General features: G+C 40.1%; 15 protein-coding genes. 10 read left to right on the top strand and 5 right to left on the bottom strand.

The features are described from left to right. Positions 1 to 30: 30 nt before the first annotated feature. Genes GJU41_RS19945 through GJU41_RS19935 form a run of 3 tightly spaced genes read right to left on the bottom strand, consistent with a single transcriptional unit; the run spans position 31 to position 3,738 of the window. On the bottom strand, positions 31 to 1,125 hold the full coding sequence (locus tag GJU41_RS19945; protein WP_154319362.1) for a Ger(x)C family spore germination protein: 1,095 nt from the start codon (positions 1,123 to 1,125) through the stop codon (positions 31 to 33). After that, positions 1,122 to 2,243 carry a GerAB/ArcD/ProY family transporter gene (locus GJU41_RS19940; RefSeq protein WP_154319361.1) on the bottom strand — a complete coding sequence of 374 codons (1,122 nt, stop codon included), beginning with the start codon at positions 2,241 to 2,243 and terminating at the stop codon, positions 1,122 to 1,124. The genes GJU41_RS19945 and GJU41_RS19940 overlap by 4 nt, the downstream gene beginning before the upstream one ends. A 4-nt stretch (positions 2,244 to 2,247) precedes the next feature. After that, positions 2,248 to 3,738 carry a spore germination protein gene (locus GJU41_RS19935; RefSeq protein WP_070875915.1) on the bottom strand — a complete coding sequence of 497 codons (1,491 nt, stop codon included), beginning with the start codon at positions 3,736 to 3,738 and terminating at the stop codon, positions 2,248 to 2,250. A gap of 359 nt (positions 3,739 to 4,097) precedes the next feature. Between GJU41_RS19935 and GJU41_RS19930 the strand changes: the two genes are divergently transcribed. The 4 genes from GJU41_RS19930 to odhB all read left to right on the top strand — a co-directional run bounded on the left by GJU41_RS19930 (position 4,098) and on the right by odhB (position 11,655). Continuing rightward, positions 4,098 to 4,946 carry an ATP-binding protein gene (locus GJU41_RS19930; RefSeq protein WP_224771206.1) on the top strand — a complete coding sequence of 283 codons (849 nt, stop codon included), beginning with the start codon at positions 4,098 to 4,100 and terminating at the stop codon, positions 4,944 to 4,946. 12 nt (positions 4,947 to 4,958) lie between these two features. Next, a complete protein-coding gene (locus GJU41_RS19925) occupies positions 4,959 to 6,881 on the top strand; it encodes a vWA domain-containing protein (RefSeq protein WP_070875913.1) in 1,923 nt (640 codons plus the stop codon). A 656-nt stretch (positions 6,882 to 7,537) separates the two neighbouring features. Continuing rightward, entirely contained in the window at positions 7,538 to 10,396 is a 2,859-nt protein-coding gene (sucA, locus tag GJU41_RS19920; RefSeq protein ID WP_070875912.1) for a 2-oxoglutarate dehydrogenase E1 component, read from the top strand. Positions 10,397 to 10,398: 2 nt separating this feature from the next. Continuing rightward, the gene (odhB, locus tag GJU41_RS19915) at positions 10,399 to 11,655 is read left to right on the top strand and encodes a 2-oxoglutarate dehydrogenase complex dihydrolipoyllysine-residue succinyltransferase (RefSeq protein WP_070875911.1); all 1,257 of its coding nucleotides are present in this window, start codon (positions 10,399 to 10,401) and stop codon (positions 11,653 to 11,655) included. 749 nt (positions 11,656 to 12,404) lie between these two features. On the opposite strand, the gene GJU41_RS19910 is transcribed toward odhB, so the two are convergent. Then, the gene (locus GJU41_RS19910; protein ID WP_070875910.1) at positions 12,405 to 13,541 is read right to left on the bottom strand and encodes an NADH-dependent flavin oxidoreductase; all 1,137 of its coding nucleotides are present in this window, start codon (positions 13,539 to 13,541) and stop codon (positions 12,405 to 12,407) included. A gap of 131 nt (positions 13,542 to 13,672) precedes the next feature. Here GJU41_RS19910 and GJU41_RS19905 point away from each other — a divergent pair, with 131 nt between their 5' ends. The 5 genes from GJU41_RS19905 to GJU41_RS19885 all read left to right on the top strand — a co-directional run bounded on the left by GJU41_RS19905 (position 13,673) and on the right by GJU41_RS19885 (position 19,552). After that, positions 13,673 to 14,719 (top strand): C45 family autoproteolytic acyltransferase/hydrolase, encoded by a 1,047-nt coding sequence (locus GJU41_RS19905; protein WP_224771374.1) that lies wholly within the window; start codon positions 13,673 to 13,675, stop codon positions 14,717 to 14,719. A 69-nt stretch (positions 14,720 to 14,788) separates the two neighbouring features. After that, the gene (locus GJU41_RS19900) at positions 14,789 to 15,568 is read left to right on the top strand and encodes an STAS domain-containing protein (protein WP_070875909.1); all 780 of its coding nucleotides are present in this window, start codon (positions 14,789 to 14,791) and stop codon (positions 15,566 to 15,568) included. A gap of 183 nt (positions 15,569 to 15,751) precedes the next feature. Beyond that, positions 15,752 to 17,539, top strand: a complete 1,788-nt coding sequence (locus GJU41_RS19895) for a S9 family peptidase (protein WP_154319360.1) — start codon at positions 15,752 to 15,754, stop codon at positions 17,537 to 17,539. Between the two features lie 14 nt (positions 17,540 to 17,553). Continuing rightward, entirely contained in the window at positions 17,554 to 18,324 is a 771-nt protein-coding gene (locus GJU41_RS19890) for an SDR family oxidoreductase (protein ID WP_070875907.1), read from the top strand. A 70-nt stretch (positions 18,325 to 18,394) separates the two neighbouring features. Then, positions 18,395 to 19,552 carry a GNAT family N-acetyltransferase gene (locus GJU41_RS19885; protein ID WP_154319359.1) on the top strand — a complete coding sequence of 386 codons (1,158 nt, stop codon included), beginning with the start codon at positions 18,395 to 18,397 and terminating at the stop codon, positions 19,550 to 19,552. A gap of 333 nt (positions 19,553 to 19,885) precedes the next feature. On the opposite strand, the gene GJU41_RS19880 is transcribed toward GJU41_RS19885, so the two are convergent. After that, a complete protein-coding gene (locus GJU41_RS19880; protein ID WP_154319358.1) occupies positions 19,886 to 20,368 on the bottom strand; it encodes a hypothetical protein in 483 nt (160 codons plus the stop codon). Positions 20,369 to 20,656: 288 nt separating this feature from the next. Between GJU41_RS19880 and GJU41_RS19875 the strand changes: the two genes are divergently transcribed. Then, a complete protein-coding gene (locus tag GJU41_RS19875) occupies positions 20,657 to 21,454 on the top strand; it encodes a DUF2935 domain-containing protein (protein WP_070875905.1) in 798 nt (265 codons plus the stop codon). The last annotated feature ends 184 nt before the right edge of the window (positions 21,455 to 21,638 follow it).

The raw sequence follows: 21,638 nt of genomic DNA, 5'->3' as shown, positions 1-21,638 counted from the left end.
ATGATGAAAAGAGTGAAACCGTAAAAGGTTTCACTCTTTTTCATTTTTCATATTTGTTAGAGGCTCGATATCAAGCTGATAGCTCACTTCCACTTTCATTTTTCCCCATTTTTGCAGCCACTCTTTTTCAGTAGGCGGCTTAGTAAAAGGTGTCTTGATGCGTTTTCCTATTTCAATAGGATCTGCTTCTAAATCTTGCAGCTTTTTGATTAATTCTTTTGTCTGTTTTTCAAAATATGCTTCCAGTTCATTAGTAAGCGTCGTTAATTCTTTTTCATTGAAAAGGTTTTTATCTCCTCTGTACTCCTCAAGTCTTGCATGTAATTTTACATTTAATGAAAGGATATCACTGCTGGAGTTCAGATCGATCTTCACATCTGAGCGGACTTGCCCAAGTACAGCAGAGAAAGATGACAGCGGAAGGAATTTTAAATAGTAATTGTTATCAATTATCTGATAGATTTGATCCTCTAAATAGGAGAGGGTATAAAGAAGCTTGTCATTTCTGAAAATACCTGTTCCATCGTATTTAAAATCGTCATCCTCAATTTTAAATACAGGCAGAATAGGATCAGAGTAAGATGTATATAATTTATTTTTATATTCATGCAAATTTGCAATTGTGATTTCCCCTTGGTCATTTTCCTCATAATGCTTTAGCATACGGTAGAGATAATAGTCAATGTTTTCTTCCTGTTCCAGCTGATTTTGAAGATATTCATCAAAGTTCCCATTTACGACTACCAAATAGATGCGCTGTGAAATATCAGGATCAGCAAGCAAAGTATTAATTAAAAAGGTAATACCTTTTTTAGCGAAATCTTCAGAAATGATGAGCATTCGAACTTGTCCTGATTTTATTTCGCGGTAATAATTCAAATTAAAATTTTTGCTCCCCTGTTTTAAAAGGTCCACCTGCATCGTAATGACCCGTTTCTTTTCTTTGAGCAGGGGCGGGGTTAATGTGCTTAATATTACTTGATCATTTTCACCAGACCTGACAGACCAAAAAGTTACGGGTGCTATCTCTTCGATCGTATTGTTCTCGACAAAGGGACTGCATCCGGTTAATAGAATCATAAAGATAAGCGATAAGCTGACAGTCCTTTTTTTTAGTTTACTCATGTCTTTTCACGTCCTTTTCGTTTCATGACTGAAAATAAGAAAGACGGAACAAGTAAATAAGTTAAAGCTCCTGACCAAATTTGAATGTTCAATAATACGCTCTGTTCCATTCCAAATTGACTAAGCCATTCATCAGAAAGATAGAGACAGATAAATATAATAATAAAACAGGCGTAAAAACCGACCTTGCTCGATTGTTTATTCAATTTTGAAGCAGCAATTTTTAAGCCGCCATAAAAATACAATAAAAACAATGCTCCCGCAAAGATGGCGTTGAATAAAAGGACCGAAATTAAAATGATATCGATTCTCTCAATGAAAGGAAATTGAAGATATCGTGCCAAATGAACAATAGGAAATTTACTGAATCTTAAATAATCTGCTCCGAAGAACAGTAAGGAAGCAATAAATATAAGCAAGTATTCCAGAATCGTCATGGCATTTGCAAAAGAGAGATATTTAAGGAAGTTCTGATTTGGCTTCAGCCAAGTTGCTAAACAGATTAAATATTCAGGTCCTGACAAAGATGACCAAATCAACAATAAACTTTTCCATGAACCGTCCGGCCAATCAAACGGTATGAGAGGGTAAAGGTCGTAAACAGAAGCATTTGGAGGCAGGAAAAAAATATAAAATAAGAGAATGAGCCAAGCTGTACAAAAAAAGGCAATCACTGCAAAACCAATGGTTTTTTCCATTCCCTGCGAGGCAACGTAGAAGCAAACGAGCAAAATCAAAAGGATCAGCCACTTGCTGTTCATGGAAGGGAAGATAAACTGTTCTACAATCTCTGCGTAACCTAGCACGATTACTATTAATTTTAAAAGAATGAAAAACAATCCTAGGAAAGAAAAAAATCGAACCATGCGCTTGCCGATTAATTCGATAAATCCTTGATATCCTTTTTTAGAATACTCAGATTGAAACCATTTAGACAACAAAATCAAATTTAACTGTGAAAGAATGCCAACCCCGATAATTCCCCAAAACATATAGGGGTGAATCAAGTACATTGGCAAGATAATAAAGAAATAGAGCATCTGAAGCCTATTTGTCATAAGCATAATGTACACACCGTTAAAGGCATACGTTCGATCATATAGAGAAATAGGTTTCATTATCTCATCTCCTTTGACTGTATCTCCATTTCTGAACAGGATGCAAATGTTCAGGACGCTCTTTCATTTTTGTCAGCGGACCTCGTATGAATAGATCATTCCAATCCTTTCCATAGAAGGGGGCAACAGGTGAAAAATAGGGTTCCTTTAAAGAATTTAGTCCATTTAGGTGAGCAAAAAGCAGGATCAAACCAATCGCAATGCCAAAGATACCAAAAAAAGAAGATAAAATCAGAAAGCCAAATTGGATCAGGGAATTTGCTTTTGTCATTAGATAATTTGGGATTAAAAAAGATGCAATCGTAGATATTCCAACCATGACAATTAATACTTTACTGGCAAAGCCTGCTTCTACGGCAGCTTGACCAATGACTATACCTCCAATTACACCAAGGGTTTGACTGGATTTTGTCGGCATTCTTAAGCTTGCCTCTTTAATAATCTCCAAGATAATCAGCATTAGTAAGGCTTCCCAGAAAGGCGAAAAGGGCAGTTTTGTTCTGGATTCCATCAGGACAAATAAAATTTGAAGGGGAATCATCTGATAATGATGTGTAGTTAATGCAACATAAAAAGGGATTAAAGTAATTGAAATAAAAAAGCTTAAGTAACGAAGGCATCTTAAAAAACTGGCAACTGGCCATCGGTTTATATAATCCTCTGGTGATTGAAACAAGTGAAAAAAAGTGATCGGCGCTACAAGCACAAAAGGAGTATTATCTAAAAGAATCGTAATTTTACCCAGACCGAGCGAATAAGCACAAACATCCGGCCGATCCGTTTGCTGAAATTGGGGGAAGATACTGTTATCGTTCTCCTCCATAAAAGCGGCCAGCTGAGAAGAGTCAAAAAAAAGGTCAAAATTAATTTCTTCAATCCTCTTTTTTGCAGTTTCTATAAATTCAGGATTGGTCAGGCCTTCTATGTACATGATGACTGCGGTGGACTGACTTAAAGATCCGACAGTGAATTTTTCCGTTTTTAATCTCGGAATTGGAAGCCTATGTCGAATCAATGAAATATTGTCTTCAATATTTTCACTGAAACTATCTTTAGCACCATATAAAATTGTCTCTGTTTCTGAAGTTTCTATTGATCTGCCAAGAGGGTTTTTAAGCGGAATAGCAGCCCAAACATTATTAGCAGGATCATATATCAAAACAGCCCCTGAAAAAAGCTGCTTATTTGCTTCATCGATAGAGGTAACTTCCGTAATTTTTGATGCAGTCATCTTTTTTAATACTTGCTCTTGTGCTGATCTTTTAAGTGGTTCAATAATACTTTCATTCAAACGCTCCAGGTCAATTAATGTCCTTATATAGATCAGCGTCAGCTTATGAAAGTCATTTTTTTCAGGTTCAATAATTTCAGCGTCATCCATTTTTTCGAGTGTTTTTTTTAACTCTTCTATAGATAAGGGCTGATTTTCCAGAGCCAGTGTTTGCTTCGTGCTTTCTTGCTGCACTAAACCCTTTTTTTTCTTATTCCAAAACATAAACATCCCTCACCTGTAAATCAATGAACTAGCCCGTGTTTAATGGGCAGTAATGCATTTATTGTTCACTGTAATCCTTCTATTTATTCCAATTTTTTTTAACGGAATAAGAGCTTAATAAGGGTCTTTTTTCTTTTCTTTTATATGTTAACTGTAAAAAGGCGTTTAAAAAATCAGCACTGTTTGCAGTTGAAAGATCAATTACATTATTCATTATCGGCATGAACACGTTTACAGCAATCAATACCTTTGAGTAAGCATCGGATTTCTAGTATACTTGGTCAGAGAAATTGTACTAGGAAAGGGAAAACCATACTATGACATCACAATTAGAAGCTTTAAATCTCCCGAATAATATAATGTCAGACATAAAAAAAAGATCGGAAACATTTAAAAACAGCGAAGATGCGATGCTGATCGGCAAAGGCGGGTACATGCCTTCAGAAGATGCGATTTTATTTGATGCCATGATCGCTTTATCATTAGGCAAAAATGTTTTATTAAAAGGACCTACAGGATCGGGTAAAACAAAGCTTGCCGAGACACTGTCAAATCTTTTCGGCCAGCCGATGCACAGCATAAATTGCAGCGTGGATCTTGATGCGGAGGCACTGCTTGGCTACAAAACCATCTCGCAGGAAGGTTCGAAAACGAGCATTGAATTTATTGAAGGTCCTGTCATTCATGCGATGAAAAAAGGTCATATCTTATATATAGATGAAATTAATATGGCGAAGCCCGAAACATTGCCGATTTTAAATGGAGTGCTGGACTACCGTAAAATGATTACGAATCCATTTACAGGAGAGGTAATCAAAGCAAGCAGCGACTTTGGCGTGATTGCAGCTATTAATGAAGGTTACGTAGGTACTATTCCTTTAAATGAAGCCCTAAAAAATCGTTTCGTTGTGATTGAAGTGCCATATATTCAAGGTGAACAGCTAAAGGCCGTACTGCGCTCACAATCTATGCTTACAAATGAAAAGCTGATCAGTCAGTTTGTTACTCTTTCATCTGATCTGATCACCCAGGTGCAGAATGGTCAAATTTCGGAAGAAGCTGCGTCTGTAAGAGCACTTATCGACACATGTGACTTAGCTGTCTATATGCCGCCGCTTCGGGCTATCTCACGCGGAATCACTGAAAAACTTGAAGACGACAGGGAAAAGGCAGCGATTCAAAATATTGCAGAAACTCTTTTTGTGTAAAGGGGCCGTGTCATGAAATATATAAAATTTAATGACAAGCGGGTCGATTCGTTTTTATTTATGGAGCTCTCCGACTTGGCAAAGACTCTTACAAAAAAAGATGAGACTGAGGTTGAATTTGCCGTGCAGTCTTACTATGATCCGTTCATTCAGAAAGTGTACATCAGCCACTTCTGGGATAACCGGCCGCGCCGGGATATGGTGAATGGCTTGAAAAGCGATGTATTTTTAAGAAGCATCGGCAGCTATAAATACACGGATTTCCTTGCAGTAGATGCCTTTTTATCACATGTGCAGAAACTAGCCGTTTCAAGCTTTGCGAAGCAGCTGTTTGTAATGCTTGAGGATTTGCGGCTTGAGGAGCACTGCAAGCATGAACGTCCCGGCACAACAAAGGTGTTTGCTGCCAGACGCTCGATGTACAGACGTTTTTTTAAAAGCCAATTAACAATCAACCAGGAGAGAAGCATTTATACGGATGCACTCTTTAATGCTTTTTATTTAAAAGCAACATCGGATTCTCCGCTTGAGGAGTTTCCGGCTCTGACAAATTCAATTGATCTGGCTGTGCCGTTTATCCAGAGTGAACTGCTGAAGCTCTATGAAGCCCGCAATACGGATGACATAGGCAAGATAGTCCTGAACATTTCAGAAGTCCTTGAAGACATTGTTCCGAATGACATGCTGAATATGTATTTTCATCTGCCATTATTAAACTACTCAGAAGCAGAATCGGGTTTAACCTTTGATGATCTGAAACGAAAATCAAAGCTGAAAAACGATGATATTCTTGAGCGGAACAAAGAAGATGATGAAGACATACACGAGGATAAACTGCCGACCTGGCACAGGGAAACAAGTGAAGCGACAAAGAGCTTTCTTCAATTCGACCTTGAGCAGGGAAGCAAAACAGACCTTCTCGGAGAAGGCGTCAGAGAAGGCGATGACGGCGATCAGGCGCTCGGAATGGTACAGGGATCCTCCAAGAAAACAGCAAGAAATGATTATTCTAAGCTTGAAGCGATGGAAAACGCTGAAAACAAACAAGAGCGAGGGGACAGTGAGGCATTCGGCAAAGAAAATAAATTTGCCTATCCTGTCTTTGTATCACCCGAAAAGCCAAGTGCATCGGATCAAGCCGCATACTTGGTAAAAAAAGAAACCATCGTCCCATTTCAAAAAAAGCTAAAGCAAATGATCGAAAAAACACTTGAGCATAAAAAGATATCGCCGCGAAGCGATCTGCATACCGGACGCTTAAGCAAAAAACTGCTGAAGCTCCTTACAGACGATAATCCGCGTTTATTTTATAAAAAAAATCAGCCGTCTGCGCAAATTGATGCTGCGTTTTGCCTGCTTGTTGATTGCTCAGCATCGATGTTTGACAAAATGGAGCAGACAAAGCTCGGAATCACCTTGTTTCATGAGGCGCTAAAATCTGTTTCCGTCGTTCACCAGGTCGTCGGTTTTTGGGAAGATACGAATGAAGCGACCGAAACAAAGCAGCCAAACCATTTTAAAACGGTTATCGATTTTGGGAGCTCTTTGCAGAAGAAAAGGGGACCTGAAATTCTGCAGCTCGAGCCTGAAGAAGATAATCGCGACGGCTATGCTATTCGCCATATGACAAAGCAGCTTATAAACCGCAGTGAAAATCAAAAATTTATGCTGGTCTTCTCAGACGGGGAGCCTGCGGCAACAGGCTACGAGCAAAACGGCATTATCGATACACACGAGGCCGTGCTCGAAGCAAGAAAACGCGGAATTGAAGTCATTAATATCTTCCTCGCAAATGGAGAAATTGACGAGGGGCAGCAAAAAACGATTCAAAACATTTACGGTAAATTCAGCATAGTGGTTCCCGACATTGAGAAGCTTCCAGAAGTGCTGTTTCCAATTCTGAAAAAACTGCTGCAAAAAAGCATCCATGCGTAAGAGTGTCTTTTTAAGGCACTCTTTTTGTATCGCTTTCATTCTTTTGCTACTATATAAATGGAGGTGCAAATCATTTTAAACTTGTCATTCTGATTTTGCGTATGTTTGATGAACGGAAAGCACGAAAGTCATACCGTGAATGCTTATGCAGTCTCCATTGAATCCGTTGCTCACCTGGATCAGCGTCAGAATCATTGCGAAGGTCCTGAAATTATCATAGTATACTCAAATCTTAAGGATATTCTTTCGCAAACCCGGGAATGAAATGGCTCCATGGAATACATATGAATTAATCGTGCACGATCCCTTTTCTAATCGGATTATTTTTTATCAAAATACATCGAATTTACGAGAAAAAGATGAATATTTGTCAGCTGCATGAGGAAAAGAGGCTGGTTTTCGCCTTAAAAAACAAAAATATGCATCTTTTGATAATTGAATTCAGTTTTAATTTTTGTTTTTCAGTATTATTTTAAATTTTCTTATGATACTCCTTTGATAAAACGGGCAAGGAGTGTTAAAATGGAAATGGAAGCGTTTTAATCCAAGCCTATCATTCTAAGAAAGATAGGATAGTATATTACAATAATATCCATTTGAATCTGTTTTTTAAAAAATTCAATCAGATTCACTACCATTGCTGGGGGTTATGTAAGATGTCAGGAACTACAACAAAGCGCAAGATTCGACTTGAGGATTTTCATGGACCGAACCTTGGCTATGTACTGGAGCTGTTTGATCAATATCAGCAGGATCCAGAATCGGTTGATGAAGAATTAAGAGAAATGTTTGAAGGATGGGACACAGTACCGCAGGCCCAAGTTAGCAATGAAACATCAGCGGGCACAGCAACGTCTGTTCAAAACGCAACAAGCGCGGATAAAATGAAGAAGATTGCTTATGCAGTCAAGCTTGCAGATGATATCCGCACTTATGGACATTTAAACGCTTCAATTTATCCATTTGAAAATGTCAAACAAAAAGAGTTTCTTCAGCTGAAGGATTACGGGCTGACAGAATCTGACTTAGAAGAAATCCCTGCATCCATTTTATGTGCGGATGCACCTGAAGAAGTAACGAATGGATTACAGGCCATTCAATATTTAAAAGAAGCTTATACAAAAACGATTGCTTTTGAATTCTCTCACGTACACCGTTTTGAAGAAAAATACTGGCTCAAGAAAATGGTTGAGTCCGGAGAAATCTTCAAAAGTCATACAAATGAAAAACGCGCGTCTCTTCTGCGTCGCCTCTCTGAGGTTGAAGGCTTTGAGAAATTTTTGCACCGCACGTTTGTAGGGCAAAAACGTTTTTCAATTGAAGGATTGGATATGCTTGTTCCAATGCTTGATGAACTGATTTCAAACGCGGTTCACGCAGGAACAAACAACGTAAACATTGGTATGGCTCACAGAGGGCGCTTAAATGTGCTGGCACATGTTCTCGGCAAGCCTTATGAAATTATTTTCTCGGAATTTCAGCATTCTCCAAATAAGGAGCTCGTTCCTTCTGAAGGATCTGTAGGCATTAACTACGGCTGGAGCGGAGATGTAAAATATCATCTTGGAGCTGACCGTCAAATTACAGACGAAAGCACAAAGCGTGCAAGGCTGACTCTTGCAAACAACCCAAGTCACCTTGAGTATGTGGACCCGATTGTCATGGGCTACACACGTGCTGCACAGGATGACCGCAAAACAACAGGCTATCCTAAACAAGATGAAAAAGAATCAATGGCGATCATCATTCATGGGGATGCTGCATTCCCGGGTGAGGGCATCGTAGCTGAAACATTAAACTTAAATTCATTGACAGGCTATCAGACTGGCGGATCCATTCATATTATCGCCAACAACATGATAGGATTTACAACTGAAAGCAGAGACTCGCGCTCTACAAAATATGCAAGTGACCTTGCAAAAGGATACGAAATCCCGATCGTGCACGTAAATGCAGATGATCCAGAGGCGTGTCTTGCTGCAGTCATAATTGCCACCGAGTACCGCAAGCTCTTTAACCGTGACTTCTTAATTGATTTAATTGGCTACCGGCGCTTTGGCCACAATGAAATGGATGAGCCATCAACTACACAGCCGCAGCTCTATGAAAAAGTCCGCAAGCATCCGACAGTCCGTGCACTCTATGCTGCACAGCTTGAAGAAGCAGGATATTTAAGCAAGGATAAGATTGCAGAAATTGATCAGCAGACATTAGACAAATTTGATGCTGCTTATCAAAAAGTTCCATCGAAAAAAGTAACACAGGTACATGACATAGAGCTTCCTGAAATCGTTATCAATGGACTGCCAAAAATCAAAACATCCGTTGATAAAGAATCTCTCTTAAGAATTAATGATGAGCTTGTGAAATGGCCTGAAGGCTTCAATGTTTTTGATAAATTGAAGAGAATTCTTGAAAGACGCGCCAATATCTTTGTCGGTGAAGAAAAAGCGGACTGGGCATTAGCAGAAACGCTGGCATTCGCGACGATCCTTGAAGACGGCACGCCAATTCGCCTGTCCGGCCAGGATTCTGAACGCGGTACATTCTCTCAAAGACACTTAATGCTTCACGATAGTGAAACAGGCAATGTTTATTCGCCGCTGCATACACTATCTAAATCAAATGTTTCGTTTGCTGTTCATAACAGTCCTTTATCTGAAGGATCTGTTCTTGGCTTTGAATATGGCTACAACGTCTTTGCACCTGAAACACTAGTGCTATGGGAAGCTCAATACGGCGACTTTGCAAACGCTGCACAAGTTTTCTTTGATCAATTCATCGCAGCAGGACGTGCAAAATGGGGTCAAAAATCAGGACTTGTGATGCTTCTTCCTCACGGTTATGAAGGACAAGGGCCTGAGCATTCAAGTGCCAGACTTGAGAGATACCTTCAGCTTGCAGCTGAAAACAACTGGACAGTGGCAAACTTAACGAGCGCTGCTCAGTATTTCCATATCTTAAGAAGACAGGCAGCCCTTCTGAAACGTGAAGAAGTTCGTCCGCTTGTAATTATGACGCCAAAGAGTCTGCTGCGAAACGCGCAAACCATTTCTTCCATTGAAGAGCTGAGCGAAGGGGAATTCCGCCCGGTTGTGGAACAGCCTGGACTTGGCCTGAACTATGCGGATGTGAAGCGCATCGTTCTATGCAGCGGAAAAATCGCAACGGATTTAACAGATAAATTAAAATCCCTTGAAGAAGAGGTAAAAGAAATCCACGTAGTACGTGTGGAAGAATTATATCCATTCCCTAAAAAGGAAATTACAGCGATCCTTGGACGCTATGAGTCACTTGAAGAAATCGTCTGGGTACAAGAAGAACCTATGAACATGGGTGCATGGACATTTATGGATCCAGAGCTCCGTGAAGTGGCACCTGCTCAAGTAAAAGTGAACTATATTGGAAGAAAAAGAAGATCTTCGACAGCAGAGGGAGATCCAAACGTTCATAAAAAAGATCAAGAGCGTATAGTAACAGAAGCATTGACGTGGAAAAACGAAGGGAGAATTTGATCATGGCACAAGTAATCGTACCAGAATTAGCTGAATCCATCTCAGAAGGAACTATCGCACAATGGCTGAAACAACCAGGGGACTACGTTGAAAAAGGGGAATATCTGGTTGAGCTTGAAACAGATAAAGTAAACGTTGAACTGACAGCTGATTATTCTGGTGTGCTGAAGGATGTTGTCAAAGATTCAGGAGACACGGTTCAAGTCGGCGAAGTAATTGCAGAGATCGATGAAAACGGAGAGACTGCAGCTGCGCAAGTTGAAGAAGTAAAAGAAGAACCGGTTAAAGAAGAGCAGCCTAAGGCTTCTGCACCAAAAGAGGAAAAGCAGGAAAAAACAGAAAGTAAATCCCAGCGTCCGATTGCTTCTCCGGCAGCACGCAAGCTTGCTAGAGAAAAAGGAATTGATCTGGCTCAAGTTCCTTCAGGAGACCCGCTTGGAAGATTGCGCAAGCATGACGTTGAAGCTTATTCTCCAAACGCGGCACCTGCAAAGGCTGCTGCGCCTCAAAAAGCGCCTGAAGCTAAGCCTGCAAAGCAAGCTGCTGATTCTTTTGACAAACCAGTTGAGCGCGAGCGCATGTCACGACGCAGACAAACGATTGCTAAACGCCTGGTCGAGGTACAGCAAACTGCTGCAATGCTGACGACATTTAACGAAGTTGATATGACAGCGGTAATGGACGTCCGCAAACGCAGAAAAGACAAATTCTTTGAACAGCATGAAGTGCGCCTTGGCTTTATGTCATTTTTCACAAAAGCGGTTATTGCGGCACTTAAGAAATACCCATTATTGAATGCTGAAATTCAGGGTGATGAGCTAGTTATTAAGAAGTTCTATGATATCGGCATTGCGGTTTCAGCTCCAGAAGGTCTGGTAGTACCAGTTGTCCGCGACGCAGACCGCAAATCATTTGCCCAAATCGAAGGCGCTATCGGTGAGCTTGCAGGAAAAGCGAAAAACAACAAATTAACAATTGGCGATCTTTCTGGCGGTACATTCACGATCACAAATGGCGGTGTGTTCGGTTCTCTTATGTCAACACCAATCTTAAACGGACCACAAGTCGGAATTTTGGGCATGCACAAAATTCAGCTTCGTCCGGTTGCAATTGACAAAGACACAATGGAAAACCGTCCAATGATGTACATCGCCCTTTCATACGACCATCGCATCGTAGACGGCAAAGAAGCAGTAAGCTTCCTTGCAACAGTTAAAGACTTGCTTGAAGATCCAGAATCATTATTGATTGAAGGATAATTGAACTTAAAAACCTCATGTCGTTAATTATTTGAGGGAGAAAAAATACAAAAAGACGGGTACTAAATTGCACAGCAATTTGTATCCGTTTTTTGTTGTGTTAAGGTTCTTTTGGGTGTTAAAGGCTGTAGATTACCTGTACTAGATAGCTGATGTATGAGTCTCATGAATCCAGAATGGCAGCCGCAAAATGGAATCAAATACGCTGTATGAGGACAAATGTTGAGAATGGCGGCTATAAAATGGAACCAACCACGCTGTATGAGGACAAAAATCCAGAATGGTGCCTGTAAAATGGAATCAACCACGCTGTATGAGGACAAAAATTTAGAACGGTACCTCCAAAATAGTACCAACCACGCTGTATGAGGACTAAAATCCAGAAGGGTGCCTGCAAAAAGGAACCAACCACGCTGTATGAGGACTAAAATCCAGAAGGGTGCCTGCAAAAAGGAACCAACCACGCTGTATGAGAACAAAAATTCAGAACTGTGCCTCCAAAAAGGAACCAACCACGCCGCATAAGGACAAAAATCCAGAAAGGCGGCTGCAAAAAGGAATCAAAGCCCCTGAATGAGAATTCCTTTCTGTATGAAATGAGTTCCCATAAATGTTCTTGTTAAAGGTGGGATCAATTGATCACCGGAAATACTAAATTAGTCAAAGTTTTGTTCATTTTAGGCGTTTTGTCTTATATAAATTAAGCAAAAAAACGAGCATCTGCAGCGATGCTCGTTTTCATTTTATCTTCAGTCTTTAACTGGGAACCAGCCAGGTGTGTGAATGATTGCCTGCCATAATGGATCAGGCACGACCAGACGGGACTGGGCATTTTTATCGAGTTTTGTTTCAATTTCATTTTCTCGGCCTTCGGCAATTTTCTGCACCCAATCAGGATCGATGATCAATTCACGGCCAAGGGCTATCAGAGGCACTCCGGTACTCATTGCTTTCATCGCATCATCTGGTGTATAAATCGATCCAACGCCAATCAGCGGCACCTTGCCGTCAACACGTTCTTGGATAATTTCAAGGCGGGAGCGTGTATCATCAATACCCCGTCTTGGAGTTGACCAATATTGCATCAGGGAGATATGAAGATAATCCAAGTCTTTTTCAGTAAGCGCATCAACAAGCGCTAACGTATCTTCCATTGTAATTCCCGGTGTTTCCGGCTCCTCAGGTGAGAAACGGTACCCCACAAGAAATTCATTTGTCCCATATTGATCAACCGTCTTTTTCACCTCATCAACAATTGCAAGAGGGAAAGCAAGTCTTTTTTCAAGGCTTCCTCCAAACTCATCCTCGCGGCGGTTTGAATGAGGCGAGACGAATTGCTGGATTAAATAGGTATTCGCACCGTGTATTTCAACACCGTCAAAGCCTGCTTCAATGGCACGGCGGGCTGATTCACCGAAGTCTTTAATAATGCTGTTTATTTCTTCAATTGTCAGCGCACGCGGCACAGGTGCTTCACCAGATGGATGCCCCTGTTCAGCAGCCACAGCACTGGCACTGACTACATCACCATTTGGAACTAGTTCTGCAGGAACCATGCGTCCGCCATGGAAAATCTGGAGAATCGCTTTAGCACCTTGATCCTTTATTGCTGAAGCAAGCTTTCGCAGGGAAGGAATCATCTCATCGGAATCACTTCCAAATTCGCCGGGGAATCCTTTGCCGCTCGGAGTTACATAGGCACATGCGGTAATAACCATGCCAGCTCCGCTTGAACGGCGGCTATAATAAGCAGTTTCAGCTTCTGTTACGGTTCCATCATCATTTGATGAAAAATTTGTCATCGGCGCCATAACGACACGGTTCTTTAATTGAATACCGTTTTTAAATGCAAATGGCTGAAATAACGACTGATAGTTTGAATTCATAATTCTCGACCTCCGTATTCATATGTACCATTACATGATACTGTCTTGATTTAAAAGTTGCATTAAATATGCTCATTAGAATTTGTTTATTTTTTTCAAATCATGCATGATAGAAGATATGGAGCGTGAAAATGATGGTTAAAATTGAAGCAGAGGTGATACAGGGGCGCGGAAGTTATTATGACCTTGGGATCAAACAGGGAAAATTACATAGTGATTCTAAACTCTTCCAAAATCATCAGAAAAGAAGAATAAAATCAATCAAATCTTATCAATCGGAACTGAAAGCGGCTAAGAGCCTGTATGAACAATTTGCTCCAGGTCTATGGCAGGAACTTGAGGGTTTGTCTGCTGGAATTGATTGGCCAATAGAGGATATTGTCCATGAATACAGCGGGTATCAGGCAGATTGGAAAAAATCAGGGTGCAGTGCTCTCATGCAAAACGGCTATTATGCCAGAAACTATGATTACCATCCAAAAACGTATGAAGGAAGATTTTTGATTTGGCAGCCTGAAAACGCCTACGCGAGCATCGGTTTTGCCACAAGAATGATCGGACGGATTGACGGCATGAATGAAAAGGGGCTTGTCATTGGCTATCATTTTGTGAATCGGCTAAAACCTGGAGACGGGTTTATTTGCTGCAGCATTGCAAGATTTATCCTGGACACATGCAAAACGACTGCCGAAGCCATTCTGAAGCTAAAAGAAATTCCTCACCGGCATGCGTTTAATTATTCTCTTTACGATGCAGCTGGACATGCAGCCATAGCAGAAGCATCCAGCAAGGGAGTTTCTATCACATCTAATTCTCAAATGGCGTGCACAAATCATTTTGAGAGTCCCTCTAAACTGAGCGAAAACCGTCATCATTTAGTGGAAACTCATTCCAGGAAGAATCAGATTTCAGAAGTATTTAGTCCTGATTTTTCAGCATCAGATGCTTTTATTTTCTTTAACAGCACAAGCAGTACAATTTTCAAAAAAGAATATCAGAATTGGGCAGGAACCCTTCATACTGCGGTTTATATGCCAAAAACACTTCAGGTGATGATCGGAGTTGGAGGAGACAGTCAGCCGATTATCTTTTCATTTAAAGAGTGGCTGATAGGAAAAGACTGCTATGTGAAAAAAATAAGAGGAACGCTTGAAACAAATATTGAACTTCCTTTTTAAAGAAAACGTTTGATTTCGAGTTCCCTTAGGGTACAGGATTAGAGAGTAAAGAAAGTTGGGGGAGTGTATATGCAGCAAGTAATAGACATGATGAACCAGAATGAACGCCTGCTATATGAGAAATGGGAGAGCGGCATCGAAAGTCCGAAATTTGTAGATTCGGAAGAAAAGCAAAAACTATTTGATATGATTTTCAGCATCATCATCAGATCAGATGAAAAATCCGCTGACTATCTGCGAGAATGGTATGAGAGATATTTTAAGCAGGATGATTCATTAACGTATCTTGTAAAATCGGTTCAGCAGTTCAGAAGATCTCTCATTGAACTTGCACTTTCAAATGAGAATTCTGCAATCGTTGTGAATGACTTATATAAGAGCGTGGACAGATGGTTTGATCCCATCATTGCAGATTTAGTGAGTGACTGTTCAAATTCATGGAATGCAGAATACCGAAAGCAGCAGCATATTGTAAAAGAACTGACAGCTCCAATGATCCCAATCTCAACAGACATATGCATCCTGCCCCTGATCGGCAACATTAATGATGAAAGGGCCCAGGTCATTAAAGAAAATCTCCTGATTGGTGTCGAACATTATAAATGCAATTATATATTTATTGATATTACCGGAGTCCCGGTTGTAGATACATTTGTTGCAAATCATTTGATGCAGGCAGCAGAAGCCGTTCAATTGCTTGGTACAAGCTGCATCATTGTAGGCATTCGCCCTGAAATCGCCCAAACCCTGATTAACCTTGGGATATCGATGGATAATATTCAAACCTTCTCTAATCTTCATACAGGGATTCAATATGTAACGATGAATGGAAAGAAAGAACAGCGATGATGATCGCTGTTCTTTTTTTGGCAGTATAAAGTTTACATAATATTATTATGATTTAATTCTTGTGAAATCCTTCCTAAACAACTGTATTCCGGCCGTCATACTTATCTTTTTTGCCAATGGGAACAGGGAATTTCCTATTTCTGTAGAATAGGGTAAGAGAATCTTTTAAAAGGGGTGTCGTTTATGATTACTTTTCAAAAGCCGGATGTCGAGCAGTTTTTAAAGGTGCTGACGATTCAGGACTTTACGGTTTCTCCAGATAAAAAACAGCTGGTGTTCAGTACAAATATCGGAGGACATTTTAACTTATGGGCAATGGATTTGCCGAATCAGTATCCTTATCCGTTAACATCCATTAATCAAGCATGCGACAGTCTTCTATATAATAAAAATTCGAATTTTATTCTGGCTGGCTTTGATCAGGACGGAGATGAAAATTCTCAGCTGTATGCGCTTTCACCAAAAGGCGGTTCACAGGTGGCGGTGCGGTATGATAAAGGGGAGCGTCACATGTTCCCGTTCTTTTCAAAGAATGGTGAATCGCTTTATTATACATCCACTAAAGATGGCCACGATGCCTATCTTGCAGCTTATCGATATAATCTTTCGGATGAATCAGAAGAAATTCTAATAGAGGGGACGGATACTTCAGTCTATCTAATGGCCGTTTCACCTGAAGAGAAAAGCTTTGTTTACTCTAAAAACTACGGCAATACTTCTTCGTTATTGTTTGTGAAAATTGACGGGGATGATGTTCTGGCAACACCTGAAAGTGATCAGCAATTTACTCAAAGCGATCCTGTTTATACGTCTGAGCAGGTAATCTATTTTATTACAAACTATGAATCAGACTTTTCCTATTTGGCTAAATTTGATTTGGCCAAGCGTGAGTTTTCAAAGGTCCTGGAACTGAAAGGGAAAGATGCAAGTGCGCTGAAATATGATGAAGCTCTGCAAAAGATTTATGTGACAGCGGCTAAAGGGGTTAAAGATGAATTGGTTTCTTATGATTTAGTTGATCAATCATCTGAATTCATTGAAATTCCGATTGACAGAATAAATAAAATGGAAGTAACAGAAGCTGGAGAGCTGTTCATTCTCGGACAATCAGCAACTATCCCATTAAATATTTTCACCAGAACCCCTTCGCACAGCTGGGAGCAGATCACGAATCATGGAGTTACCGGGATGAGACCGGAAGATTTAGTAGAACCGGTAACCGTTACATATGCGTCTTTTGACGGAATGGAGATTGAAGCTTCCTTGTATAGAGCTCATGCTGAAACAAGCAACGGGCATATGATTATCTGGCCTCATGGCGGTCCGCAGGCTGCAGAAACAAACTCATTCAGAGCTCTTTTTCAGTTTTTGCTGAATTGCGGCTACAGTATTTTTACACCTAACTTCAGAGGATCTACCCGTTATGGACTTTCATTCATGAAAATGGTTGAGGGAGAATGGGGGAATGGTCCGCGCCATGACATGACAGCAGGAATTAACTGGCTGATTGAGCAAGGAATTGCCGATAAAGAGAAAATTTTCTTAATGGGCGGAAGCTTTGGAGGGTATATGGCCCTTCTTCTTCACGGGCGCCATCCTGAATACTTCAAAGCGGTTGTCGATATTTTTGGACCGAGCGATCTTTTCTCGTTTATTAACAGTGTACCGGAATTTTGGAAATCTGCTATGGATCAGTGGGTCGGAAATCCTGAACGTGACCGCGAAAAACTGATTGATTTTTCTCCGATCACGCATTTAGAGGGTATGACAAAACCGATGCTTGTGATTCAGGGGGCAAACGATCCGCGTGTCGTTAAAGCAGAATCTGATAAAATTGTTGAAGCCCTGAGACAAAAGGGCCGTTCGGTAGACTACATGGTGTTAGAAGACGAGGGACACGGCTTTACAAAAAAAGAGAATGAAATTCTTGTTTATCGCGCAATCGCTGATTTTTTCAATCAGTACCTATAAGAGAAGGTGAATAGATGAACAGCAGGAAAATTGCCATCGTAACGGGAGCAAGCAGACTTAAAGGGATTGGAGCAGCCATTTGCCTCGAGCTTGCTGAAGCCGGAACAGATATATTTTTTACTTACTACCGGCCTTACGATGCAGAGCAGTGTTGGGGATCTAAACATGAAGAAGCTGAAAGGCTTGAGTCTCAACTTGCAGCCTTAGGAGTGCGCTCATCAAGTATGGAGCTGGATTTAACAAATACGGAATCTTTCCGCGTCTTATTTGATCAAGTCGAGAAAAAGCTTGGAGAACCGTCCATTCTTATAAATAATGCAGCATACTCTGCTGAAAACAATTTCGAAACGATAACATCTGAAAACCTCGATCTTCATTATTTTGTGAATGTCAGGGCACCGCTTATGTTAAGTGCCGAATTTGCAAAACGGTTTCAGCAGGGCCGGGGAGGAAGAATTATTCATATGACATCCGGCCAATCACAAGGACCAATGCCTGGTGAGCTTGCATATGCGGCAACAAAAGCATGTATTCCTGATATGACCAAGACGCTTGCAGCAGAAATAGGCTATAAAGGCATCACGGTAAATGCTGTGAATCCCGGTCCTACAGATACAGGGTGGATGACAGATGACTTAAAAGCAGGGCTTGTTAAAAAATTTCCTATGAACCGAATCGGGCAGCCTGAAGATGCTGCCCGGATTGTTTCTTTCCTTGCAAGTGATGCAGGTGAATGGATTACCGGCCAGACAATTCATTCTGAGGGCGGATTTTTAAGGTCCTGAATGAAATCAGCTGCCGGGCTGATTTAAATAAAAATAACAAAGCGGAATGGTATAAAGGGAAGGGATCTATATGACTGTAATCAGACTAACAAAAGAACAATATCGCGAAGCAATGAAACTATCAGAATATGCGTTTCAATATAAAGTACCTGAAGAAAAGATTGAAAATAGACTGCAGAGGATGGAAAAGCATCATCAGTTATTCGGGATCCTTGAAGGGGAGGAGCTTGCTGCTAAGCTTCACCTTCTGCCGCTTGAAGTATACCTTGGTGAAACGAAATGGAAAATGGGCGGTATAGCGGGTGTGGCCACTTATCCTGAGTACCGACGAAGCGGGTATGTGAAAGAAATGATTACTTTTCTCCTTGAATACATGAGAAAAGAGAGCTTCAGTGTTTCCATGCTTCACCCATTCTCTGTGCCATTTTACCGGAAGTATGGCTGGGAGCTGTTCAGCAGCAGTCTCAAAGCTTCTTTAAAATCAGAGGATCTAGTCATGAAAAAGCAAGTGCCAGGAAAAATTATACGCTCTCAAAAGGAAACTCATTCTTCTGAAATCAGAGAAATATATGATGAATTTGCCATGCGATTCTCAGGCATGCTCGTCCGTGAAATGTCCTGGTGGAAAGAGTCCATTTTCGATGACCGGACTGCAGCTGTTTATTATAACGAGGCAGGAGAAGCAAAGGGCTATATGCTCTATGAAGTGAAAAATGCCAAAATGACAGTTGAAGAGTTTGTTCCTTTAACATCTGAAGCAAGAATCGGCTTGTGGAATTTCATCTGCCAGCATGACTCTATGATTAAAGAACTTGAGATTTCTACATACGAGATCGACCCATTATTCTTTTCACTGAATGAACCAAGAATTAAAGCGGAAGTGAAACCTTATTTTATGGTGCGAATCGTTGATGCGGAAAGCTTTTTGAAGGATTATGAATTCGAGTGGCCGGTGGAAGATTCAGAACTGGTCATTCATTTAAAAGATCAGCATGCTCCTTGGAATAATGGAACATTCAAAATGAAGAACAAAGAAGTCTTCAAACTTAGCGGTTCAGAAGCTGACGGACTGTCGCTTGATATTAATACTCTGTCAGCCGCTTTGTTTGGCTATAAACGGCCTGCTGAATTATATGAAATCGGCCATATTGAAGGTGAGGAAGAAGCTGTAAACAGAATGGAAGCATTGATTCCGGCAAGAAAAGCATTTTTTTACGACTTCTTTTAATGAAGAAAGAGCTGCGACATGCTAGCTTCTTTCAGAAGTGCAAATGGTAAGACACATATTATTTTGCACACCATTGTACAGACTAAATGGTGTGCTTTTTTACATGAATAAGTCTTAGCTATTTATGTTTATAAGAAAAGAAGAGTTAGTCTGGGGCAGGACCTTGGAGGAATTGATTTTCTTTCTTTCAGTTAAAGGACCAGAACATTTTTAATGAAATTGGATCATCGTGAAAATTGTGAAAAGTTTCACTTGAATATATGGGGCAAATTAGCATAATCAGAAATATTAAAACAAATAGAGGTTGGCTGCTAGAACCAACCTTATAATATACTAATATAAATTGTACTCTCCACTCTGCTGTTCACTTCCAGCAGGAATCGGAACTCCCATAGTTCCCAAAGATTCTTTTGCTTGATTTAAATAGGATTCTGCTTGTTCTTGCCACTTAATAATAATTTTAATGAATGGTTTAAACTCAGGACTTGCATTTTCCTCCATCGTTCTTAATCCTTCACGTACATATTTATCTTGATTTTCAGCATTTTTTATACAAGCCGCCAGTGTTTCTACAATGGATTGCTGTTGCTCGCCATTTACTAGTCTCTGGGATGAACCTACTGCTGTAACGCGGTGATAGGAAGCAGGCACTAGATGATTATGCATCTCACGATTCCCTTTTAAATCTTTGGTTTTAGGTATATGGAAAAGTTCTGAGCTCATAGCACATACCATTTCTTCAGCATATAAACTTTGGCGTAACAAATTTAATATATGTCCCCAGTTGTTATCTCTGTAAAAATAGTAAGGCTGCATATAAACATCTCCTTTTTTAAGAAAATTGGAACCCCCATCCCCATATTATGATTAAGGTTCGAAATTCATGTAAATGTATTACCTGGCATCAGCAAGACCTTCTTAATTTAACCGGAATCCTGAATAAGGAGGTAAGGCTTTTATTTAACGGAAGAGGCAGTTTTGCAGAAGAAAATCCCTTATAGAAAGAGCCTTTTTATTGACCGGATTTGCTTACTCACACATCTAATTAGAATTAGTAAGAATATGGACGACAACACAAATATATATTTAGACAGGAGTAAGTAAATGGGGGGGATTTTTCTGGTTAGCTCAATAGTTGCAAGGTCGCTGGATGAAATAAAATTTTGGTCAAGAATTATGAAAGAGCACGCCTTATTTTTAAGTTTAGGGTTTACACATGAACAAAAACAATTGATTGCTGAAGCACAGCAATTTATCACTATTTTTGAAAGAATAGAGGAAAAGCTGAGCAGATTCACGGTAAACTCAGATTTACGCCAAATACAGGCCTTTAATAGTGAGGTTTATCAAGCAGCTGCTTCTATATGGCAATACAAAAGAAAAGTGTTAGGTTTAACATTACGCTGCGAAATTCGTTCTAATAATTTCCCGTTACTGGTTGATCACATTAGCAGAGAAGCAGCTTACTTTGCAAATCGATTAAAAGAGCTTAATGAAGGTATACTAGCCCCAAAACCTGAAGCTATTATTGAAGAAAATGTATTCTTTCTTAAAATCATGGCTGATCATGCTAAGTTTATCGGACATCTTTTAGATCCCTCGGAACGAAAGTTAGTAGAGCAGGCGAAAGAATTTAGTCATGATTTTGATCAATTGGTTTTTCAGGCTGTTGATTTGGAATCTATGCGGCCACAATCAGAAACTAAGCCATTACTAAGCCAATTCTTAAATCAAAATAGAGTATCGGTAGCCTCGTTAAGAGATTTTAAGAAAACAGCAAGGGAGTTAATAGAAGCATGTCGTATTAAGAGCAATATTCATCCCCTTTTAGCAGATCATACTTTTAGAGAAGCTGAGAGGTTTCTTGAGATCATTGATTTATTTGAAGCTAGTCTGGAATAGGCCTTGAAAAGGCATTTACTTATTTAAGTTCAGACGATGGCAGAATCGATTTATACTTTAAATAACTAATTGGGTGGCTTTATTGAACTTTTTTCAAAAAGGACAGTAATTTGTCCTTTTTTTGTTTTTATAAATTTTCCCCTGTTCTTTTGAGGAAATTCAAGATCAGGGGGCTGATGGGGGA

It is taken from the genome of Metabacillus idriensis (assembly GCF_009674765.1).
Taxonomy (GTDB): domain Bacteria; phylum Bacillota; class Bacilli; order Bacillales; family Bacillaceae; genus Bacillus_P; species Bacillus_P idriensis.
The sequence above is the reverse complement of the archived record's forward strand: the minus strand, read 5'-3'. Positions and strand labels throughout refer to the sequence as shown.